The 20,358-nt window shown below is 46.3% G+C and carries 3 protein-coding genes; all 3 read right to left on the reverse strand.

Annotated elements, in window-relative coordinates; genetic code table 11:
• Position 1: 1 nt before the first annotated feature.
• Genes QFZ51_RS21040 through QFZ51_RS21050 form a run of 3 tightly spaced genes read right to left on the reverse strand, consistent with a single transcriptional unit; the run spans position 2 to position 20,343 of the window.
• Complete coding sequence (locus tag QFZ51_RS21040; RefSeq protein WP_429048592.1) at positions 2–721, reverse strand: phosphopantetheine-binding protein; 720 nt, start codon at positions 719–721, stop codon at positions 2–4.
• A 37-nt stretch (positions 722–758) separates the two neighbouring features.
• The gene (locus tag QFZ51_RS21045) at positions 759–4,442 is read right to left on the reverse strand and encodes a type I polyketide synthase (protein WP_429048594.1); all 3,684 of its coding nucleotides are present in this window, start codon (positions 4,440–4,442) and stop codon (positions 759–761) included.
• The gene (locus tag QFZ51_RS21050) at positions 4,429–20,343 is read right to left on the reverse strand and encodes an amino acid adenylation domain-containing protein (RefSeq protein ID WP_429048596.1); all 15,915 of its coding nucleotides are present in this window, start codon (positions 20,341–20,343) and stop codon (positions 4,429–4,431) included. The genes QFZ51_RS21045 and QFZ51_RS21050 overlap by 14 nt, the downstream gene beginning before the upstream one ends.
• Positions 20,344–20,358 lie beyond the last annotated feature (15 nt).

A 20,358-nucleotide genomic window follows, 5' to 3' on the forward strand; every position in this document is an offset into this window, starting at 1 on the left:
ATTAAATTGTTAGTTTGGAAGTTCTTTCACTTCTGGTACCAATAAAATTGATTTCATCTATCAGTGCTCCCAGCTTTCTGATGGTATGTTGTTCAAAGAGCTGTTTCAGTGTAAAATCGATATCGAAGGCAGTTCTTAATTTCTTCAGCAGCATCATGCTTTTTAATGAGTCGATACCAAGATCCAGGAAGTTGTCGTTCACTCCTATGCTTACAATACCGGTAAAAGTACTCAGCAGTGTTTCCAGCTTTTTTTCTGTAGCAGAATCCGGTGGAGCGTAAGGAGTGCCAAGTGCGGGGCGTTCCGTCACAAGATCCGGCCGGATGACCATTTCTTCCTGCACAGATATTTTCGGCTTGCTGCGCCTCGCCAAAAGCTGATGGAAGTTGCGGGGTGATATGATAACAACCGGCAACTTCAGGTTTATCGCTTTCAACAGCACCTCAATAAATTCATCATTGGTAATGGCACCTTCCAGACGCTGCATTCTTTCGGCTGCCGGCAAATGTGCCAACGCATTCTTCGCCATACCGGTCTCCCTTAATGCCGTCCATTCGATACTGAGGAAAGGATAGCCTCTATCTGCGCTTTCTGCGAAAGCATCCATCCAGGAGTTTGCAGCAACATATGCCGCCTCGCCAAATGCACCAACAGATGCAGCTATCGAAGAAAAATTAATGAAGAAGTCGGGCCGACGGCCCCTGAAAATATATTCCAACACACGCGTGCCGGCAATCTTGGGAGTGAAAACCTTCTCGTCATCGGCTTGTTTTCTTTCTCAGGATCACACCACCATAATCCGCCATGCCGGCTGTATGCAATACCCCATGTATCTCACCGAACTGTCGTATTGCCTCATTAATACCTTCCTGCATTGGGATAAGATCTGAAACATCCGCCTGCAGACTTAAAACTCCCACACCTTTTTCCTTCAGCCCGGAAAGAAATGCTTCCGGTAATACATTTCTGCTTATCAATACCAAATTGGCCCGGTATTTTTCTGACAGAAAAGTCGCCAGCAATTGTCCCATTCCACCGGAGGCACCAGTGATCAGGTAAGTGCCGTTTTCCCTGAAAGCGCCTGCACTATCATCCTGCTTCAATTGTAGTTGCTCAAAGACTTTCACATATCTCTTTTTCCCTCTGATGGCAACTTCTTTATCCTCCGTTCTTTCTGTCAACTCTTTCAACAGGCTATTAACAGTATCCTGGCTGGTTTCGGCTATATCAACCGCACAACAGGCAATGTCTTCAAACTCTTCACCTATGCTCCTGAGCGCGCCCGTCAGGGTAGCTTTATCCGGATATACCGTTTCATACCCGGAAATATTAAACAAGCCTTTCGCAATCACGTTCAGCTTCAAAGGAATTCCCGTGATCCGCGATGCAAATCCTCTCACCAGATTCAGCAATGTACTGTAACCAGCTACTGCCTGATCCGTGTGATCAGATAAAATATGATTCCACATATACACCACCTGCACCGCAGTAACATCTTTCAAAGACAGCCGTTCGAATAATTCATTGAAATCCTCTTCCCTGCCCGGATTCACCCCATATAGCCTGTTATTCTTTTGTATAAACTGATCGGCCTGTATCACCGTAATGCAAGTGGCGTCTGACTGCTGAAAATGCTGAAGTATAAGGTCGCTCAGCTCATCCGAACCAGCTAATAGCAATACCATATCAGTTGCATGAACAGCAGTATTTGAAACAGGCAGCATAGATTGTTTCCACTGAACACTATAACACCAGTCACTAGTGGAAGTCTTCCTGATATCGGGTTGCATACCCAGGTGTCCCGTCAGCATGCCTAAAGTGTCCACTTCCGCAGGAAAACGGATCTCCTCAAACGGATAGGTAGGCAGTGCGCACTTATTCCTTTTCTCATTGCTATGAAAAGCTATCCAGTCTATATTAAGTCCACACTCCCATAACTGGCCAAGGCGCTGCGTCAGTATCTTACTATCACCCGCAGCTTCCCCTGGTGTTTTCATCAGATGTACCATCCTACGAGTATTCCTGTACTGCGTTTTCACCAAACCACTTAATGCCTGTCCGGGTCCTGCTTCTATGAACAATGCATCTTTTTCCAACGCGAGTAATTGCCCGATGCCATCTGCAAATAATACCGGCAGTATCAACTGATTTGCCCAGTAATCAACTGATGTAGCTTCCTCATCTCTGATGAAGCCGCCCGTTGTATTGGCTATAAAAGGAATGCCTGGTTTATTCATTTTCACCTGCTCCAATTCCTGTTTGAATGCAGGCAAAACAGTGGCCTGCATATGTGAATGAAAAGCATGCGAGGTACGCAATCTGATGGAAGATATTCCTTTACTTTTCAATGTCGTTTCCAGCGCTGCAATGGCGGCACCATCCCCCGAAAATACCGTTTGTCCAGGTGCGTTAAAAGCTGCCGGCGAAATAGCAGCGTTCAGGTATTGCTGTGCTTCTTCGCGACTAAGAGATGCTCCCAACATGGCGCCATGGCCTGTTGTACCCATCAATTCTCCCCGCTTCACCACCAGCTTTACGGCATCTTCAAAAGAAAACACGCCACTTAAGCAGGCAGCAACAAATTCACCAAGACTATGTCCAATCATGTAATCGGGCTTAACCCCGAGCGACATCAGGTATTTTGACAACGCATACTCCAGCAGGAAAATCAGCGGTTGTGTGTAGCATGTTTCGTTTATCAGTTCGGATGCCTGCGGTTCCAGCGGCCATAAGATAATCCGATAGTCTTTACCGTTTGCCTGCTGTATGATATCAAATCCGGTATCCATCCATTCCCGGAACAAGGGTATACTTTCATACAGCTCTTTACCCATGTGAATATATTGCGCTCCCTGGCCCGGGAACATGAACACCACGACGCCCGGTGCTTTTGATGAGGAAGATATGTCCGCACCTGGTTGTTTCAACAGCTCCTGCAGTTCGTGGATATCAGAGAAGACAATTGCTTTACGGTGCGTAAAATGACGGCGACCGGTTTGCATAGTAAAGGCAAGATCGGCACCGTCCACATGTGGCTCAGCGAGCAGAAAATCACTGAACCGTTGCCGGTATCGTGTCAATCCGTTTTCTGTCCGTGCGGATAATGTCAGTATTTTAAATTTACTCCCGGCGTCACTGAATGCCGGCACAGGAGCTTCCTCCAGTATCGCGTGGGCATTGGTGCCCCCGATACCAAAAGAACTTACTGCGGCTCGCCGCAATACATCTCCTTGTGCTTCCCATTTCTGCAGACCGGCATTTACGTAAAAAGGGCCCCCTGCAAAATCAATTTCCGGATTTGGAGCTTCAAAGTTAAGACTGGCTGGAATTTGCCCAAATTTAAGCGCCAAAGCGGCTTTTATCAGGCCGGCAACTCCTGCAGCCGAATCGAGGTGGCCTATATTTGTTTTTACCGATCCCAATGCACAATGATCCCCCGTTTTTTTGTTGAACGCAATATTCAATGCGGTCACTTCTATAGGATCGCCCAGTCTGGTACCTGTTCCGTGAGCCTCTACATAACCAATGGTGGCCGGATCTACTTTTGCCATTACCTGGGCTCTACGGATGCATTCTACCTGCCCTTCTACACTGGGAGCAGTAAACCCCACTTTTCTGTTACCATCGTTATTTATAGCGCTCCCTTTGATAATGGCATATATATGATCACCGTCTGCCTGTGCATCTTTTAATCGTTTCAATATTACTGCGCCTGCACCCTCCCCTACAACAGTGCCGCTGGCATCCCTGTCGAAAGCCCGGCAATGGCCATCTTCGGAATATATCATGCCTTCCTGGTAATGATACCCTTCCCTGATGCGGGACGACATAGACACGCCTCCCGCTATCGTCATCCTCGCTTCTCCCAGCAATAATGCTTTACAGGCCATATTAACAGCCACCAGTGAGGTGGAACAAGCCGTGTTGATATTAACTGCGGCGCCTTTCAGGTTCAGCTTATAGGCAAGGAGGGTACTCAGGTAATCCCTGTTGTTGATAACAGATAATGAGAAGTCATCTACCTGGTGTGCCACATTGCTCAACATCGTATAAACCTTCCAGTTAGTATCATCACAGGCGCCTGCATATATACCTATAGGCGCTTTAACATGATCCGGATTGTAACCCGCATCTTCCAGCGCTTCCCATACGCATTGATGAAATACTCTGTGCAAAGGATTGATGAAAGCTGCTTCGGCAGGACTATAATCGAAAAAGGAATAATCAAACAGCTCTTTTCCCTGCAGGGTGATCAATGCTTTTATAAGGCTTCCATTATCAGGCTTACCTGTTGCCAAAGGTTCATTTGTCAGAAAACGAACTGACTCATGACCATTTTTCAGGTTATTCCAGTATTCCCGCCAGTTATCGGCATCCGGGAAACGACACCCGATCCCTATAATCGCTATCTCCAGGCCTGTATATGTCTCATTCGTCGCCATAATCAATGCTGTTTAAATGTCTGAAGGTTTCTTCCAGAATGTCTGCAGATGCCAGGGCTTCTTTATTTAATTCTTCTATTCCCTTTTCCGCGCCTGGTTGGAAGTAAGCAGCTAGTTCACTGACTGCAGGTCTTCTGAAAACATCGACCACATTCAGGTTGCTGCCAAAGCGCCGGTTTATCTGCGTTACCATACGAATCAGCTTGATGGAATTACCACCGGCATCAAAGAAATTATCTTTTACGCCTATTTGGTCATTACCCAATATTTCCCGGCATATCATCAGCAATTTTTCCTCCACATCATTCGCCGGTGGCTCGTATCGTAACGTTGTTTTTATCTGTACACCCTCATCTGTCAGCAACCGTTTCCGGTCCACTTTTCCATTGGGTGTCAGTGGCAGTTTGTCCAGCTTATAAAATTTAGTGGGTATCATATAAGCAGGAATTATATTACTAAGCTGTTCCCTGATATGCGGTACATCAGGCATATTTTCTGTTACCAGCCACGCAACTAGTTCTTTCATACCTGATTCGTCAGGCCGCGCAAGCACAGTCGCTGCCAATATCCCATCACATTGCTGCAGAGCTGCTTCTACTTCGCCTGATTCTATTCTGTACCCCTGTACTTTCAACTGTTCATCTTTGCGCCCAATGAAAGCCAGATTTCCATCCGGAAGCCATTTTCCAAGGTCGCCGGTTTTATATAGCTTCCCGTTTGTACGGATTGGATCTGCTATGAACCGCTCCTTCGTTAGCTTTTCCCTGTTCAGATAGCCGTTGGCGACGGATCTTCCCCCTATATATATTTCACCGGTAACACCGGCAGGACAAAGCATTTGCTGATCGTCCAATATATAGATAACCGTATTGGCAATGGGTTTTCCAATCAACACGGGGCCGGCGCCATCGAGTTCTTTTACCACACAACCTACTGTTGCCTCCGTGGGGCCGTACTCGTTATATATCTTTATATCCGCCCGGATATTTTTCAGAATGTTCACATGCTCCGGAGTCATTTCTTCCCCGCCTACAATAGCGCAAACCGGACCATCCGGTGGCAATGAGATATGTTTCAGCAGACCGATATGTGCAGGTGTTAACTTGATGGCATTGATACCGCCGTCTTTACTGAAGGTATGCCGGAAAATGTCGGAGAGATCTTCATGCTGCGGATATATATACAACATACCTCCCGCCGTTAACGGGCAATAAATACTGGTAACGGTGAGGTCAAACGACAGGGAAGTATATAAGCCAAAATGGGGTCGCTCTTCTTTAAAATAATAACCCAGTGCCCATTGTATATAATTCAGCAGGTTATCATTCGTTACCATGCATCCTTTGGGCTTGCCGGTGGAGCCAGAGGTGTACATTACATATGCCAGGTCTCCAGGCGCACGTTTCAGAGAGATATTATGTGTTTCCCAGGCGTGCCGTTCTTCTTCAAATTTTGTCAGCGTTGCAGTATCTATACACGTAATACATTGACTGTCGTTCAGTATATATGCAACAAGTTCTGCCGGATAGGCCGGGTCAACGGGTATGTAGGCAGCGCCGGTTTTGAGGACTGCCAGGATGGCTGCAATCATACTATCGCTGCGTTCCAGCCGGATAGCTACCAGGTCATTCCCTTTAACTGCATACCGATCCAGCATCCAGGCCGCCAGCTGGTTGGCCTGCGCATTTAATGCACCGTAGGTAGTATCGTTTCCTGCATATCTTAATGCGATTTGTTCAGGATGTTCGAGTGCCTGTTGCTCAAATAAATCCAGCACGGACGAAACATGATCCTTAGCGGTGGTTGTATGGTTAAAGTCCACTGTCAGTTGCACTATTTCTTCTTCACTCAGGTAATTTATTTGTTGTATCGGAACATCCGGCTGCCGTACCATACTCGTCAGTATCCTGATGAAATGCTCTCCCAGCAGGGAAATACTATCATGATGATAGATCTCTGTGTTATACTCCATTATCATTTGCCATTCACCGTCCATCGCTGTGAAGAAAAAGGTAAGGTCAAACTTACTAACCAGGTACGGGCTGTTTTCAAATGCCGCTATCACAGGATCTCCCGGATGATGTTGCCGGATATGCGGATTATTGTCAGGCTGTTGCAGTACCAGCATTACATCAAAAAGCGGGCTGCGGCTCGTATCTCTTTTGAGGCCCAGATCATCTATCAGTTCGTCGAAAGGATATGCTCCGTGCTCATAGGCTTCCAGGGTTACGGTTTTGATATGTGCCAGCAATTGCCGGTAGCTGTAAGTGCTGTCAAACCTGGTACGTAACGCGAGGGTATTTACGTAACAACCAATCTGATCTTCCAGGTCCGCATGATCCCGCCCTGCCACCGGGGTACCTATGATAATATCTTCCTGGCCGGTATAACGATTCAGTAAAGCACTTAAAGCGGCGAGTAACTTCATGAAAACGGTATAGCATTCTTCACTGTCTAAAAGCGCAGTTGGCCGCAAAATATCAGCTGTGATTATTTTTGTTACAGCTGCGCCATTATATGTTTTCACAGCAGGGCGGCGTTTTTCTGATGGGAGCTCCAGTACAGGAAGTTCGCCGGAGAATTGTTTTATCCAATATTCCCTCGAAGCGCTGAGTGCACCACCAACTAAAAGCCCCTGCTGCCAGCTTGCATAATCTCTATACTGAAGACGAAGCGCCGGAGCTGTGATACCATCACCGTTCCGGTGGCTCCTGTAGTACGTTAAGAGTGCTGTTATAAGCAGTCCCATTGACCAGCCATCAGTAATGATATGATGTAATGAACAGGTGAGCAGCCATTCATTGGCAGACAACTGATGTAATCCTGCCCGAATCAATATATCTTTCGTGAGATCAAAGGGACGCAATGCCTCCTCCCGGAGGAATGTGGCGATCTCCTGTGGACTGAATTCACTCAGGTCCTGTTGACGCAGCGAGAAGCCAGCCTCATTTTCAGATATTACATACTGACGAATTTCACCGGTTTCATTTTCCCGGAATACGGTACGTAGTATTTCATAACGACTTATTAATACGCTGAAAGCCGCCTGCAGGGATGCAATATCCAATTCGCCGGAAATGCGGTAAAAACCGGGCATATTATAAGCCCTGCTACCATCCTTGAATTGACTCAATACCCATAGCCTGCGCTGTGCAGAAGACAAAGGGTAACTGTCCTGTACCGGCGCCGGAAGTAGCCCGGTATAGATTGTTTTACCTGCTTTCCTGATGAGCTGTGCCTGTTGCGTCAGCAATGGGTGAGAAAATATCTCCTTTAGCGCAATTTTTACTTCAAATGCTTTATGTATAAGATGCGACAACCGTGCTGCCTTTAAACTGTGACCTCCCGACTCGAAAAAATTGCTTTTCGGGCCAATTGTTGCTGATGGTAATAAACTCTTCCAGATGTCTGCGAGCTTTGTCTCCATAGCATCCATTGGATATTCCATCAGTGCCGGTGTATCCTGGTCCAGGGCTTTATAGGAAGCCAGTTCCTTTTTATCCACCTTTCCATTTTGTAACAATGGTATTCTTTCCACACATACATATCTGTCGGGCAACATATACAACGGCAACAATTTCACGAGGTGCGCCCTTACAGCAGCAGTATCCGGCGGTACTTTGCTAACAACATAGGCTGTCAGACTTTTTTCTATCGTATTGCTATCACTCAACAGTACCCTGGCTTCGCTGATACCTTCATATGTATTCAAGGCACTTTCAATATCACCTGCCTCAATGCGGAATCCCCTGATCTTGATCTGGTTGTCAATTCTACCTAACACCTCCAGGTTTCCATCGGGCATCCATCTTCCAAGATCGCCAGTTTTATACATCATCCTGCCGGGCCGGAAGGGATCCGGAATAAACCGGCTGGCTGTTTGTTCCGGCTTATTGGCGTAGCCAATGCAAACACCATCTCCACTCGTACAAACTTCTCCGATCACCCCTACAGGACATAACTGTCCTTCCTGCGACAATATATAATTCCGTGTATGCTGAATCGGTCTGCCTACCAGCATCCGCTCACACTGCCGTGGCACTTCATAATAAGAGGTTACGTCAGCGCACTCTGTTTGTCCGTAAGTATTGACGATGCGTAAACCTGGATGTCCGTCATAGCATTTGTCAACAAGAGACCTGCTTAGTCGCTCTCCGGTGAGAATTAATGTTTGTATATGGTCCAGTTGAATGCTTTCTCCATAAGATAAATAATCACTTATCTGAGAGGCAATCACTTCCAGCATACGGCAGTGATACGCGCGGGTCTTCTCCAATAGTTTTTCCATATCCCGCAACTCTTCATAATTACATAACACTACCTTACCACCGGTTATCAGCGGCGCCCATTGTTGCCAGATGCCGCCTACAAAATAAAGTTCTGAACAGTGACAGATAGTATCTTCCGCGGTCAGCTGAAGTAATTCCAGTTTACTCCAGAGATGATTTATCACACCCCTGTTGTGTAACATGCAACCTTTGGGATGACCGGTAGAACCAGAAGTATAAACCACATAAGCCAGGTCTGTAGCCGTGTTCATGTGGGGAGGATTTATTGTCGGGTATTTATTTTCTTTCCTGAAATTCTGCATCAGCACATCGTCAATCAATACGGCGCAATGGCTATCTCCGGTAATATATCGAATGCGCTCCTCCGGATATTGCGGGTCAATAGGTACACATCCCGCACCTGCTTTCAGGACTGCCAGCATGGCTATCACCGCCTGTTCGCTACGTTCCAGTTTTACACCAATGGCATCATTCGGCCTTATATTAAAAGTTTCCCGGAGATAATAAGCCAGCTGATTGGCGGCCTCGTTCAATGCGGTATAAGTAAGTATAACATCTTCAAAAATCAATGCGGTGTTGTCCGGCATTTTTGCTACCTGTGATTCGAACAACGCGATTAATGTGGCATCTGCCGGATAATAAGTTTCGGGCCCTTTGCACATATCGATGAGCTGCTCTTTTTCAGCTACCGGTATGTAATCCAGTGCTGCTATCGGCATCTCCGGTTGTTGTATAATCGCTTCCAGCAGCGTCATGAAGTGAGTACACATACTTCCGGCTATCGACTCCGTATAGATGTCCGTATTATATTCAAGTGTCAGCTGAATATCGTCTCCTTTCTCCGTGAAAATAAAATTGATGTCGAACTTGCTAACAACATGCTCCGCACGTTCATAGGGTTTCACCACTGCACCTGGTATAACGAGGTTAGTGGCAGCTATGTTTTCATTCAGAATAATGAGTACATCAAACAGTGGACTGCGGCTCATATCCCTTTGTAACTGCAGATCTTCCAACAACTCGTCAAAAGGATAAACAGCATGTTCATAAGCCTCCAGGGTAATATGTTTGATCTGTTCCAACAGTTCCCGGTAGTTGTGGGTTCCCTGAAACCTTGCACGCAGGGCGATCGTATTTACATAGCAGCCAATCTGATCTTCCAGATCTGCATGATCCCTGCCTGCAACCGGGCTGCCTGTAATAATATCAGTTTGTCCTGTATAACGATATAGCAGGATGTTTATGACCGCCAGCAACCTCATGAAAAGCGTATACTCTTTTCCGTTATCCAATGCTTTCAGCTGCACAATGGTAGCGGCAGAAATTTGCCTGGTTATCACGGCGCCATTGTAAGTTTTTATGATAGGACGCGCATACGCAGCAGGTAATTCCAGCACAGGCAACTCACCGGAAAACTGTCTCAACCAGTAGTCTCTTGAAGCATTAACAACTCCCTCCTTCAATTGATCCTGCTGCCAGATTGTATAATCTTTGTATTGAATGCGGAGCTTCGGTAATACCACCTGCTTTCTTTCGTGTAGGTAACGGTAAACAGTCAATAGCTCACTTATAAGTATACCTATTGACCAGCCATCGCTGATAATATGGTGCATAGTGCAGGTAAACAACCAGTTTCCGGCAGAAAGATGATATAAGCCTGCCCGCAACAGGAGCCCCGTGCTAAGATCAAAAGGTTGCCATGCTTCCTGGCGGATAATCGCCTCCGGATCCTGATTGGCAGCACCCCTGAGGTCATCATATGCTACTTCAAAAGAAACAGATGCTTCCGGTAAAATAAACTGCCGTATTTCCCCGTCTTCGTCTTCGCGGAATACGGTGCGCAAAATGCCGTGCCGTGCGATCATCCACCTGAAAGCATTATTCAGGGAGTCTATGTCCAGCTCACCGGAAACATGGAAGTAGCCCGGTATATTGTAAGCAATACTGCTTTCTTCCAACTGGCTTAATATCCAGAGCCTTCTTTGCGCAGAAGACAACGGATAACTTGACCGCTCTTTTACCGGTTGTAATTCCGTATAAGATTTTCTTGCAGCGGCATTTATCAGCAGTGCCTGTTGCTCCAAAACAGGATGGGCAAATAATTCCCTCAGTTGTATTTTGACTTCAAAATTCTTATGTATCAGGCCCGATAAACTTATTATTGTCAGGCTACTCCCGCCCAGATCGAAGAAGCTATCCATTACGCTGATAGTTTCCCGATGCAATATTTTTTTCCAGATGACCAACAACTGTTCTTCTGTCGGGTTTCGGGGCGCTATGTGATCAGCTTGTCTGACAAATAATTTTTCATGAGGAAGTGGCAACGCTTTCCTGTTTACTTTGCCGCTATCTGTTAGTGGTAGTTGATCCAGTTGTATAAAAAGTACGGGGATCATGTAGGAAGGCAACTTACCTGACAGAAATTGTTTTAGATCAGCCACCGATAACGCTTTTGCAGCAGCAATATAAGCGACCAGCTCCTTATCCCCGGCAGGAGTTACCCAATCGGTTACACAGCTGGCGGTAAGACCTGGATAAGTTAGCAAAGCGCTTTCTATCTCGCCTGTTTCGATGCGGTAACCATGTATTTTTACCTGGTTGTCTCTCCGCCCAATATATTCAATATTGCCGTCTTCCAACCATCGCCCCATATCTCCGGTGCGATACATCCGGTTTACGGGCATAAAAGGATCAACGGAAAAACGTTGCAGGGTAAGTTCTTTGTTATTCAGATACCCTCTGGCAACACCTACTCCGGCAATACAGATTTCTCCCTGTACTCCCACGGGCGCCAGTTGGCCCGCTTCATCAAGTATATAGATGCTGATATTGCTGATTGGTTTTCCAATAGGTATCCGGACATCTCCCGCAGCGGTGGTATAAGCGGTCACATCTACCGATGCCTCTGTAGGGCCATACAGATTATGTACCGGCGCTGCTGCTTTTGCATACCATTTTTTCACCAGTTCCGGCGACAAAGCTTCCCCGCTGGTAATCAACAGTCGCAGGCTTTTAAGACGTTTTACAAGGTCTGTATTCTCGTCCAATACACCGATGAAGCTATTAAACATGCTGGGCACAAAGTGCATACAGGAGACCGTATGTTTCTCCACCAGCTCCAGGATGCGCTCAGGAGACCCAATATCTTCCTGTTGACAAAGTACCATTGTGGCGCCCCAACACAGCGGCATAAATATCTCCCAGACAGATACATCAAAAGTGAATGTTGTTTTCTGCAGAATAATATCGCGGCGGCTATATCCATATGCATTCCACATCCACTCGAGGCGATTTACAACGCCGCGGTGTTCCAGCATACATCCTTTAGGTCGACCGGTAGAACCGGATGTGTAGATCACATAGGCCAGATCTTCAGGTTTATTTACCCGTGGCGGGTTACTGACATCTGATAATGCTATTTGTCCGGAGATGGCAGATAACAGTTCCTGATCTATCAGCACTTTACACTGACTGTCCGCCACCATATAGCTGATTCTGTCCGGCGGATAATCATGCCCTATCGGAATGTAGGCTGCACCTGACTTCAGCACTCCCAATAACGCAATAATCATCTCCGGGCTTTTTTCCAACTGCACGGCTACAAGATCATCCGGTTGAATTTGATATTGTTCCCGCAGCCAGGCAGCCAATAGATTGGCCTGCTCATTCAACCTGCGGTAGGTAAATTTTTCGTCCTCAAATATCAGCGCAGTAGCTTCAGGTGACAGGCTCACCTGATCTTCAAACAGAGACACCAGTGTACTGCTGTCTGCAAAATCTACCGCAGGTCGATTAAAGGTGGTAAGTATAAGTTGCTGCTCCTGCGGAGACAGAAAGCTAAGCTTACCAACAGCCTCCAAAGGGTGCAACACCAATGTTTGCATGAGTTGCTGCAGATGATCTGCCAGCCTGTAAGCTGTACGTTCCAGGAAGATATCACTATTAAATTCCAGTGTCAGATCAAGGCCATTGTTCCCTGCTATAAAGTAAAAGGTGAGATCGAACTTACTGCCCATAGCAGTATTATCTGAATAGGGGATGATATCCAATTCCGGTATCCCCTTAAATAACTGTTCCTGCTCAGGGTACTGTAGCGTGATCATCACATCAAATAACGGACTGCGACTCAGGTCCCGTTTCAGATTCAACTTCCTCACCAGTTCTTCAAAGGGATAGGCCTGATGCTCATTCGCTTCCACAGTCACCTGCGTTGTTTTTCCCAGCAGTGATATATAACTATCCTCCTCAGTAAACCGTGTCCGGAGGGCCAGTGTATTTATATAAAAACCAATCTGATTTTCAAGGTCAATATGTTCCCGGCCTGCGATGGGTGTACCAATTACAATATCCCGCTGCGTTGTATACCTGAATAACAAAATGTTCAGTACCGTCAGCAGACCTGCAAAAAGAGTGGTCCCCTCTTCGTGACATAGTTGCTCCAACGCTTTGCTGACAGCAGGATCTATTACCCTGCTAATAGTTTTACCGTTATAGCTTTTCTGGTACGGCCGCGTCTTATCTACCGGCATGTTAAGCACGGGTATTTCTCCTGAAAATTGTTGCAGCCAATACTGCTCCTGTTTAAATAATGCACCATTCATCAACTGCTCCCGCTGCCATACCGCATAATCCCTGTACTGTATATACAGTGGCGGTAGTATTGGCTGTGTGTGTGCCAGCAAAGCATTGTAACAGATCAGCAGTTCATTGAAAAGCCTGTTCATCGACCAGCCATCACTGATAATATGGTGCATCGTGTAAACGAATAACCATTTTCCTTCTTCCAGTCTGTATATGGCGGCACGTAACAGCGGACCGCGTTCCAGGTCGAAAGGTGATAACAGTGCTTCGCTTACCTTTTGCTGCAGCGCAGATCCGGAGAGACCCGCAGCTCTGAGATCTTCCGTTTTCAGGCAAAATCCCGCAGCTGCTGACGACAACACTTCCTGCCACACCGTTCCTTCCGTTGCCTCATGTCTGAATATAGTTCTCAGTATTTCGTGCCTGTCCAACATCAACCGGAATGCTGCTTCCATTATTCCGGTGTTCAGCATGCCCGTCAACATCCAGGTCCTGGACATATTATATACGGTACCGCTTTTCTCTATCTGGGCCAGGGTCCATAACCTTTGCTGCGAAGATGATAACGGGTATCCTGCCTGCAGCGGCTGTACTTTGATGTGTTCAAAACCCCGCTGGTCGGAACCGGCAATCAATGTCGCCTGGCTTTCCAATGTTGTATTCACAAACAAATCCTTCAGTGGGATTCTCACTTTAAAAGACTGATGTATCCTTCCCGCCAGGCTCGTCATCTTCAGACTATGGCCTCCAAGACCAAAGAAATCATCTTTCACACTCACTTTTTCCACGAATAGCAATTCCTGCCAGATGAGCGCCAATCCCTGCTCTATATCATTACGGGGTGCTACATATTCCGCACCCGGCAACCGGCCGGAATATAGCGGTACAGGCAAGGCGGAACGATCAATTTTCCCATTTGGTGTTAACGGAATACTATCTATCCTGATAAAATTTGCCGGTATCATATATGCCGGAAGGCGCTGCTTCAGGAACAAAATGATATCCTGTACCTGCAAGGCTGATTTAGTCACGAGATAGGCTACCAGTTCCTTTTCATCCCGCGCACTTTCAGCGGGGATAACGATTGCTTTTTCAATGTCCGGATATAACTGAAGCGCGTTGGCTATTTCGTTGGGTTCTACGCTGTAACCTCTTATTTTAAGCATTTCATCGCTTCTGCCCAGAAAGCGAATGCTTCCATCTGCCAGGCGTTTTCCTAAGTCGCCGGTTCTGTAAATCAATGTCCCGGGAAGAAAAGGAGCCGGCACAAATTTGCGTGCGGTAAGTTCCGGAAGATTCATATAACCCGCAGCCAGTCCGTCTCCGGAAATACCGATTTCACCGGTAGCGTCTTCCGGTAACAGCTGCTGATGATTATCCAAGATAAAAACATGATTATTGCCGATGGGCCAGCCCAATGAAATATACTCTACGGGACGGCTTAGGTCAAACTGACGAATGAGTTTTCCTATGGTTGTTTCCGTAGGCCCGTAGTGGTTATATACCTGGCAGGTCGCGTGCTGCTGTTGCAGCTGCAAAATAATGTCCGCAGTCAGTGGTTCTCCGCCGAAAATAAGGCATTGAGATGGTGCGAAAAGTGGAAGATCGTCCTGAAGCGCCTTCCAATGTGAAGGCGTAATTTTCAGACAATCCAGCTTTTCCTGTCTCATCTTTATTGCGTCAGTAGCATCCGTGATGGAATAGATATGTAATGTCCCTCCCAACAGTAAAGAAGTATAGATGATCGTATTACCAAGATCTGCTGCAACAGTGGATACCAGCCCGAAGTCTTTACAATCCGATACATTGGTTTTGTCCCTGATGCCATAGGCATAATCCATCAGTGACTGATTCGTGATCATCACCCCCTTGGGTTGTCCTGTGGTACCGGAAGTATATATTACATAGGCCAGGCTCTGCGAAGTAGCTTCATGGCTAACATTGTCGGCCCTGTATTCATGTGCAGCATTTCTGAAACGCACTAACTCGGTTTCATCGAGGAATAACCGGCTGCCACTATCTTTCAGGATAAATGAAATACGTTGATCGGGGAAGGCGGGGTCAATGGGTACATAGGCGCCTCCTGCTTTAAGCACACCCAATATACAAATGATCGACCAGGCATTTCTTTCTGCGCTTATAGCAACGTTGTCGCCTGTACGAACACCGTGTTCTCTCTGCAAAAAATCAGCCAGCCGATTGGCCGTTTCATTCAGTTCCCGGTAAGTATAGGCAGTATCCTGGAATACCAGTGCCCTGTTTTCCGGTGATTGTATCACCTGTGATTCAAATACCTGGATAATCGTCTGATCACGCGGATAATCGGGAGCAGACTCGTGAAAAGAAGCCATCAGCAAATCCTTCTCTGCTGATAACAACAGCTCCGGCTGGTACAAAGGCGCATCCGGATGTACCACCAGCTGTTGCAACAACCGGTTGAAGTGCTGAGTAATATTATCTATGGTGTGTCTCTCAAAAATATCTGTGTTATATTTTAATTCCACCTGCAGGCCATCGCCATGCTCACTGCAGATAAAAGACAGGTCCACCTTGCCGGATTTGTCTGCCTGCTGCCGGAAGGGTTTAATGGACAACCCATTCTCCATATTATTTTCCAGATTATACCGATCCATATTCTGCAATATCACCATCACATCAAATAGTGGATTACGGCTCCTGTCCACGCGGAGCTGAAGATCATCTATCAATAAATTAAAAGGATAGCGCTGGTGTTCATACGCATCGAACGATACTTGTTTGACATGGTTAAGCAAACTTCTGAAACTCACTTCATCATGGCAGTGGATGCTCAATGCCAGCGTGTTGATATAATTCCCCAGCTGATCCTGCAGGTCGGCATGTTCTCTTCCTGATGTAACGGTTCCCAGCATGATATCCTCCTGTCCTGTGTAACGATGCATTAATGCGGTAACTGCTGCCAGTATGCCCATAAACAGCGTACAGTCCTGCTCCCTGAGCAGCCGCGTTAACCGGGTATACAGGTCAGGGTTCATCTGATACACTACTGCGTCACCGTTGTATGTTTTTATGAGCGGACGGGCTTTATCTGTAGGCAGATTTAATATTGGCAGCTCACCTTTCAGCTTTTTTATCCAGTATTGCCGATGATCTTCCATCGCCCCGCTTTGCAACTGCTCCTGCTGCCATACGGAAAAATCCTTGTATTGAATACGCAGCGGAGCCGGCAGTAATTCCGTCCTTTTTGATACTATGGCATTATAGCAGGTTGCCAGCTCTCTGTTAAAAATTTCCATGGACCATCCATCACAGATAATATGATGTATGGTACAGGCAATAACATGCGTTTCATTCCCTGTTTGGAATAAAGATACCCGCAACAATGGCCCTGTTGCCAGGTCAAATGGATGCATTAATGTTGTTGCCACTACGTTTTCAAGTGTATGGAGCCAATGCGGATCTTCTCTCAAATCCCTGTATTGGATCTTTATTCGCAGCGTTCCGGGTGCCATTATGAACTGCCTGATTTCTAAGGCATCATTGCTTTTGAACACGGTACGCAGTACTTCGTGCCGTTCTGCTAACTTTTCAAAAGCCCTTTGCAGAGCGGCAACATCCAGCTCTCCCTCCAATAGGTAGGTACCAGGAACATTATAGGCGATGTTTCCTGCTTCTGTTTGACTTAATGTCCAGATACGGTGCTGTGAAGAAGATAAAGGGTAAGACTCCTGGTAAGTTGCCGGTTCAATATAACTAAAAACGGTTGTTCCTTTTTCCTGCAGCAGCAAAGCCAGTTGTTCCAGCACCGGATGCGTAAATATTTCCTGCAAGTGGATCTTTACCCCGAAAGTTTTATGCAGCAGGCCAGCCATTTTGCTGGCTTTCAGGCTATGACCACCCAGGGAAAAGAAGTTATCTGTTACGCTGATATTTTGACGGCTCAATACCTGCTCCCAGATATGCAACAGCGTTTCTTCTGTTTTATTGCGCGGCGCCACAAGTATCGTCTCCTTCCCCCCGTGTGCCAACACCGGGTCTGGCAATGCTTTCAGATCAATCTTTCCATGCTGCGTAGTGGGGAAGCTTCCCAGCTGTATATAATAGGCAGGCAGCATAAATACCGGCAACTGGGTGTTGAGATATGCCCTGAGGGCTTCATCAGTCCATTTCTCCCCGCTGATAAAATAAGCAACCAACTCCTTTTCACCAGTATCGTCCTGTCGGGCAATAATATGTGCCGCAGAGATGGAAGGATGACTTAACAGTGCGCTTTCTATTTCACCGGCTTCAATCCTGAAACCTCTGATCTTCATCTGCTGGCCAATCCTGCCCATGAACAACAAGTTGCCATCGCTACGCCAGCACCCCAGGTCGCCGGTTTTGTACACCACACTTCCTTTTTTGAATGGGTGCGCAATAAATCGCTCCGCCGTAATCGCATCGTTATTAAAATATCCTTTAGCCAAACTATCTCCGGCTATATAAATTTCACCTGTTACCCCGATAGGGCAAAGTTGACAGTGCTTGTTCAACACCAGCAGCTGTGTATTAAATACAGGTTTTCCTACCGGAATATTCGTTTCATATTGCCGCACTTCCATAGAAGCCGCTACCACAGTACTTTCTGTTGGACCATAGTTATTAACAATACGATAGGGCCGTTTTTCAAATATATTCAGCTTATCACCCCCCAAAAGCAAATATCGCAGCTGCTGGAGATGGCTGTTCTGAATAATAAATTTTTCACCCAGTTGCGTAGGCAGGAAGCCGATAGTGATTTGTTGTGTAGTATAGTAATCAGATAACTCGTTTACATTCATTCTGAGATCACCGGATAAAAGATGCACCGATGCTCCGGCAATAATGTAAGGAAACAGCTCCCATACCGCCGCATCAAATGAAAAGCTGGCATACAAAGTGGCACGGTCACCAGCGGTTACAGAGAACGCACTGATATGCCAGGCACATAAATTTACCAGACTTTTATTGGTGATGGTTACGCCTTTGGGCTTTCCTGTAGATCCGGAAGTATAAATGATATATGCCGGGTCTTCCGGCGAGATTTCCATCGCAGGGTTCTCTACTTTGCCGACCGGAAAATTCTTTTCAAATTTGCGGATGAAATTTTCATCTATCAAAACTTTACACTTGCTGTTTTCCTGCATATACAGCACACGTTCAATGGGATATTCGGGATCTATTGGCAGGTAAATTCCACCGGCTTTCAATACGCCTAATACGGCCACTATCGCCCATTCGGTTCTATCCAGCAGAATAGCGGCTACTTCCTGCCTTTGCAAATGACCATATGTTTTCAAGTAGTGCGCAAAACAGTTGGCCCGCTCATTGAGCTGTTGATAGGTAAATGATTGTTCCTGATAAACCAATGCAGTATTTCCCGGGGTGTGCTGCACCTGCTCTTCAAAAAGCTGCATCACTGTTTTATCAGCAGGATAAGGATGGGCTGTTTTGTTGAAAGACTCCAGCAACTGTATCTTTTCTCCTGTAGTCAGAAAATCAAGCTGAGAAACAGGAACATCTTTCTGTACTACAATACTGTCGGAAAGCTGTTGGAAGTGGTCAGCCAGTTGCCGGGCAAATGCGGCAGAATAAATATCGCTATTGTATTCCAGCTTCAATTCCAGCTCTCCATTCTTCTCCAGAAAATTGAATACGATATCAAACTTGGCTCCTTCCTGTACCTGTTCTTTCTCATAAGCGCTGATGTGGAGCTCCCCGATATTATAATGCCGGGTCATCTCCCCGTCCTGGAACATCACTACCACGTCAAATAGTGGATGACGGCTCTGATCCCATGATAGATGAAGGTCACTGATAATATGTTCAAATGGATAGCGCTGATGTTTATGCATATCCAATACCGCTACTCTGATATTTTGCAACAAATCGGTGAATTGATCGCTTTCCTGTAAACCCGCTCTTACAGGTAATATATTGGTATATAAACCAAGCTGGGATTCCAGTTGAAAGGAGTTTCTTCCTGATAATGGTATGCCAACAATAATATCCTGCTGCTCTGTGTACCGGTATAACAAGGCATTTACCACAGTAAGTAAACCCATGAATGTTGTACTGTTATTTTCCCGGCAGATGGCTTTTATCTGGTGGAATACCTGTGGCCTCAGCCTGCAACAGGCGGTAGCGCCATTATATGTCCGGTATAGCGGCCGGGGTTTATCCCCCTTCAGGTCAAGCACCGGCAGATCCCCCTGCAACTGTTCAAGCCAATATAATTTATGCGCCTGCATCGCCCCGTTGGCCAGCTGTTGTTGTTGAAATACAGCAAAGTCCTTGTATTGTAAATTCAGCGGTTCCGGTGACGGCAGGGTTTTATCCAGATATGCCTGATAATGAGCGAGCAGTTCTTTCATCAATATGCCCACCGACCACCCATCGCTGATGATATGATGCATGACTACCCCGAGCACATAACTATCCGCTGATAGCTGATACAGGCATGTTTTCAGCAGCGGTCCCTTGTCAAGTTCAAATGGCTGGGTACTGAACAGCCGGATCATCGCGTGTAAGGCTCTTCCGGGATGCGTTTCGTTGCGCAGATCTGTCGTTGACAGGTCAAATGGGCAAGCTGCTTCATTCAGAATATACTGCCTTAACTCTCCTTCCTCATTTTCTCTGAATACGGTACGCAAAATCTCATGACGGGACAGTAGTCTTTCGAATGCAAATTTCAATGCACCTATGTTCAGGGGGCCTTCAAACCTGAAGAATCCGGGCATATTATAGGCCATATTCCCGTCTGCGGTTTGGCTCGACAACCATATCCCTCTTTGAGAAGATGACACGTAATAAGCCTCCTGCAGTGCTGCAGATGGAATATAATGTCCGTCCGTTTCCGGCGAAAGGGTATGTTTATTTTCTAAAAGAAACTGAACGAGTTCACTTTTATGCTTCCTGATTTCAGCAAGCAGGTCCGGATTGATGTTAGCGCTGCCTGCGTAAACGTTCAATTCACCATCTACTACTTCCAGTAAAATATTATGCTTTCTGACGTTTTTTAAAAGCTCTTTCATGATCTTATCTGTTCA

This window comes from Chitinophaga sp. W3I9 (assembly GCF_050434025.1).
Classification (GTDB): Bacteria; Bacteroidota; Bacteroidia; order Chitinophagales; family Chitinophagaceae; genus Chitinophaga.